The organism is Pedobacter sp. (genome assembly GCF_035566355.1).
In the GTDB taxonomy this organism is placed as follows: domain Bacteria; phylum Bacteroidota; class Bacteroidia; order Sphingobacteriales; family Sphingobacteriaceae; genus Pedobacter.
In genome coordinates this window covers 1-3,455 of record NZ_DATMRL010000379.1, presented here as the reverse complement: position 1 = coordinate 3,455, position 3,455 = coordinate 1, and the positions used below count along the sequence as shown (strand labels likewise).

Genomic DNA, 3,455 nt, shown 5'->3' with positions numbered 1-3,455 from the left:
ATACAGTCCATTTTTGAGCCGGTAAATTTCTTTGTATTTCAAAAAGCGGCTGATGTAAGTATCAACTGTGGAATCCTGAAGCCCCAGCTGCTTAGCAAGCTGATAAACAGTGCTTTTACTGAAATGGGGCAAGGAATTAAGCTGTTCTAAAAGGTTATTCTTACTTTTCATAAATATGACACTAGTGTATCATATGTGAAATGAATAGTCAAATTTAGTGAATTTACCCTATAATCTCCCTCTTTTGGCCAGTGGTAAAGTCTTTACCTTCGCCAATTTGCGCTGATCGAGAAAAATTATAAATACTTGTTCCTACCAAAGATGAACCATGAGCGGCTAATCCTACACCCACTGCGGTTGCTGGGAGGCCAACTACGGCACCAACTCCAGTACTCGATATTGCAACGCCGCCTGTTCCCGTTATTACTCCACTTGCTATTTCAAGTAGTCCTTGAGCAAACGATACACTATCTCCAAAACTTTGCCCTATGCTGTAGGCGCCTGTGCCCTGATTCCTTCCTAGACCTAAAGCATAGTTACTGTAATATGCATTATTGAATCCGCCCAAGAAATTATTTACTAAACTCCAGCTCATTCGTCCATCAGGATATCATCATTCATAACTTTATGGATTAATTTTAATAAACCTTTCTCCGTTATTAGACGAAAGGTTTGGAACAAAATTTTGAACCGTCTTAATTGTTTGCTTATCCCAAGCAATTATTGGCATTACTTTTTATATTTAAAATTCTCACCAATTTTCCAAACTCCCTTTTCCCTAAAGGCAGGAATGTTTTGTCTACGAGCAGCATTAAGAACAGCCGGTGTAGATTTCTTATGTTTCTTGGCATGGTCAGCGAGTATAACGACATTATCGCCTTTGAGATAAGTGATTCTCTTATGAAGAGATTCAATTAAACCAAGACCCACGATTTTTTCCATTATCTTTCCTTTCTTATTTTTGCTATCTCGATATTCCTTAAAGGCATCATAATATTCTTGCTTCTCTTTATCCCTAATAATGATAATCGGGAAACCAAGTTTAAGAAGCTGTAAGTTAGTAAGCACACGGCCAATACGGCCGTTGCCATCACAAAACGGATGGACAGTTTCAAAATCCAAATGGAACTTTGCAACTTTATCTATGAAATAAGATTCTAGGTTGCTTGAATATTCATTCAATATAGCTTCGATCATTCTTTCGATATGCTCCGGTGCTGGGGCGATATGAGTGCCGACTCTGACATACTCTCCTTTCTTTCTAAACCGGCCGGCAATACTATCATCAATGCCGCCGATCAGCATCTGATGCAGAAGCAACATTGTCTCTTTATTTATTTCAAGAGTTTGAACTTTGTTTCGAATATAATCACTAACTCGAGCAAGATTCTTTGCTTCATAAACTTCGCGCAAAGAAATATTTCGGGACACCTCTTGCTCTAATAAGATCTTCTCGGTTTCCTTAAGAGTTAAGGTTGAATTTTCAATGGCATTCGAGTTATAAACGCTCTCTGGAATTTCAGCGTCATCAATCATATTTAAAAGCGATTCCTTGCCTTGTCGCAAGGTATCGAATTCACTCTTAAGAGCTTGGATTCTATTTCTAATAGGTTTAGTTATGGCCATGTCGATGTTCTTCTATAACCATTATAAACGATTAACCTATAATTGTCAAATATTAGTGAATATGCCTTAGAAAGTGGCTAATATTCACTAAATATCAAAGAAGTTGACCTTATTATATAGTTTGAGGCTGAGCAAAACTCATGAACTTGCCGTGGGGTTCCTTAGCATACGCTTGTCGCGACCCCCAGATAATACTTACAAGTGGTTTCTAAATGCTCTTGTGCGGTCAATCAAAAATCCTCAAATTTGTTAGGGATTTTGTTGGGGTCACATAGTACAGGATGTTTGAACTATTTGGGTCCTTCAGATTATAAATTAGCTGTGATATGGTAAAAATTCAAAAACGCATTAATACTGGAATTAAATTCATTGTTGGACTCTGAAACATGACCTGCGGACCAAAAAAATATTTTTCTATCAGGGTCAAGAAACCCATATGCGGCAGAAACTGTGCCGATTTTGCCTGTCCCATCACTGGCCGTAAATTGACACAAATAGACGTTATTGCCAATTATCTTAGTCTTTATATTAGCTTTATTGTCAGCACAAAATTCTTTACCATTTACGATGTCCTTAAATCTTTTGTCATCCTGGCTTACGTTAAAAAGAGATAAGCTAATATATTGATCAGACTGTTTTACTCCCACCTGAATTTCGCCATCACGATCTTCATATTTAGCCGGAAAAACAATCTTCGTCCCGTCCGGAAAAGGTGCCGCTTTACTTACCACAGAAAAACGTTGCAACAAATTATTTTGAAGCTGTAGTGGCTGATATACATATCTATCTGTCATTTTCAGACCCAATAACCCCGAACCGATTATTAGGAATCCCAATACTGCATATTTATATTTGGACTTCCCATAAATCAACATCCCAAACAACAAAATATATCCTATCGCAAACGGTAAAAAGTTTGCAAATTGATCCGCCTGGGGGCAGGTCCAAAAACTCCCATAACAGTTAATTTTTTGATCCATCAGATGATAGGCCGGCCAGGGCGACAAAACTAACCAGTTAAACTCCAGATTAGAAGATTTCTGTAATATCTCGCCGTTACTTATCGGAGTAGTTACCGTTGGCAAATAAGTAAAATAGGTGCCGTTGTATGGATAGGCGTTGTAATTCGGAAAATACTGAGAAGGAAAAATTGCATGCGTAACTACCAAAAAAACTACCACGCTGACAATAAATACCAGTAGGTTTCGAAGCGTTAATTTACTTGTTCGGGACGATTTGTTTTGTTTTGTTTGTGTTTCAATTAGAATTAATTAATTAATTCCTTAACCTAAGCATAGCTGAAGTTATTTATCAAGTCAAAAAATAAAAAACCCAAACTAATTTGGGATTTTCATGGGGTCGCATAGTGCAGGTCTAGAACTGGGATAATCAATAATACTGAAGTTTTGGGGCTAATATAGTTTACTTAACTTGCTAAAAAACTTACCGTTTTAAGACCCCTTTTGCGATATACTGTTTCATCAAGGTCTGATAAGGGATGTTAAGCGAATTGGCTTCCTGCTTCAATCGGGACAGCACATAATTCGGTATTCGAATAGAAATTGAAGTAGAAGTTGGCTTTAAGTTTGGAAACACGACATTTTGGGCTTGAGACCAATCAAAATAATCAACCGAGCTATGACTATCCCAAAATGTACGCTCTTCGTCTTCGTTCTTAAATTTAGGCAGCTTTTTTAGAGGCTTGTTCATAAAAATTCCTTTCTTTTTTATCAGCCACTCTGGCCGAGATAATTCTTACTTTCTTGGTTCTTATAGTAAATACTATAAATAGGACTTTATCGTTACTAGTCTTCCCTAACATCCCAAAT

General features: G+C 37.3%; 5 protein-coding genes. All 5 read right to left on the bottom strand.

The window, feature by feature from the left end; all coding sequences use genetic code 11:
- Window positions 1-223 precede the first annotated feature (223 nt).
- A complete protein-coding gene (locus tag VNZ46_RS14535) occupies window positions 224-568 on the bottom strand; it encodes a hypothetical protein (RefSeq protein WP_325560804.1) in 345 nt (114 codons plus the stop codon).
- Window positions 569-729: 161 nt separating this feature from the next.
- Entirely contained in the window at window positions 730-1,626 is an 897-nt protein-coding gene (locus VNZ46_RS14530; RefSeq protein WP_325560803.1) for a Fic family protein, read from the bottom strand.
- Window positions 1,627-1,934: 308 nt separating this feature from the next.
- Window positions 1,935-2,795, bottom strand: a complete 861-nt coding sequence (locus tag VNZ46_RS14525; RefSeq protein WP_325560802.1) for a hypothetical protein — start codon at window positions 2,793-2,795, stop codon at window positions 1,935-1,937.
- Between the two features lie 274 nt (window positions 2,796-3,069).
- A complete protein-coding gene (locus tag VNZ46_RS14520) occupies window positions 3,070-3,336 on the bottom strand; it encodes a BrnA antitoxin family protein (protein ID WP_325560801.1) in 267 nt (88 codons plus the stop codon).
- Complete coding sequence (locus VNZ46_RS29400; RefSeq protein WP_414693499.1) at window positions 3,308-3,448, bottom strand: BrnT family toxin; 141 nt, start codon at window positions 3,446-3,448, stop codon at window positions 3,308-3,310. The genes VNZ46_RS14520 and VNZ46_RS29400 overlap by 29 nt, the downstream gene beginning before the upstream one ends.
- Between the last annotated feature and the right edge of the window lie 7 nt (window positions 3,449-3,455).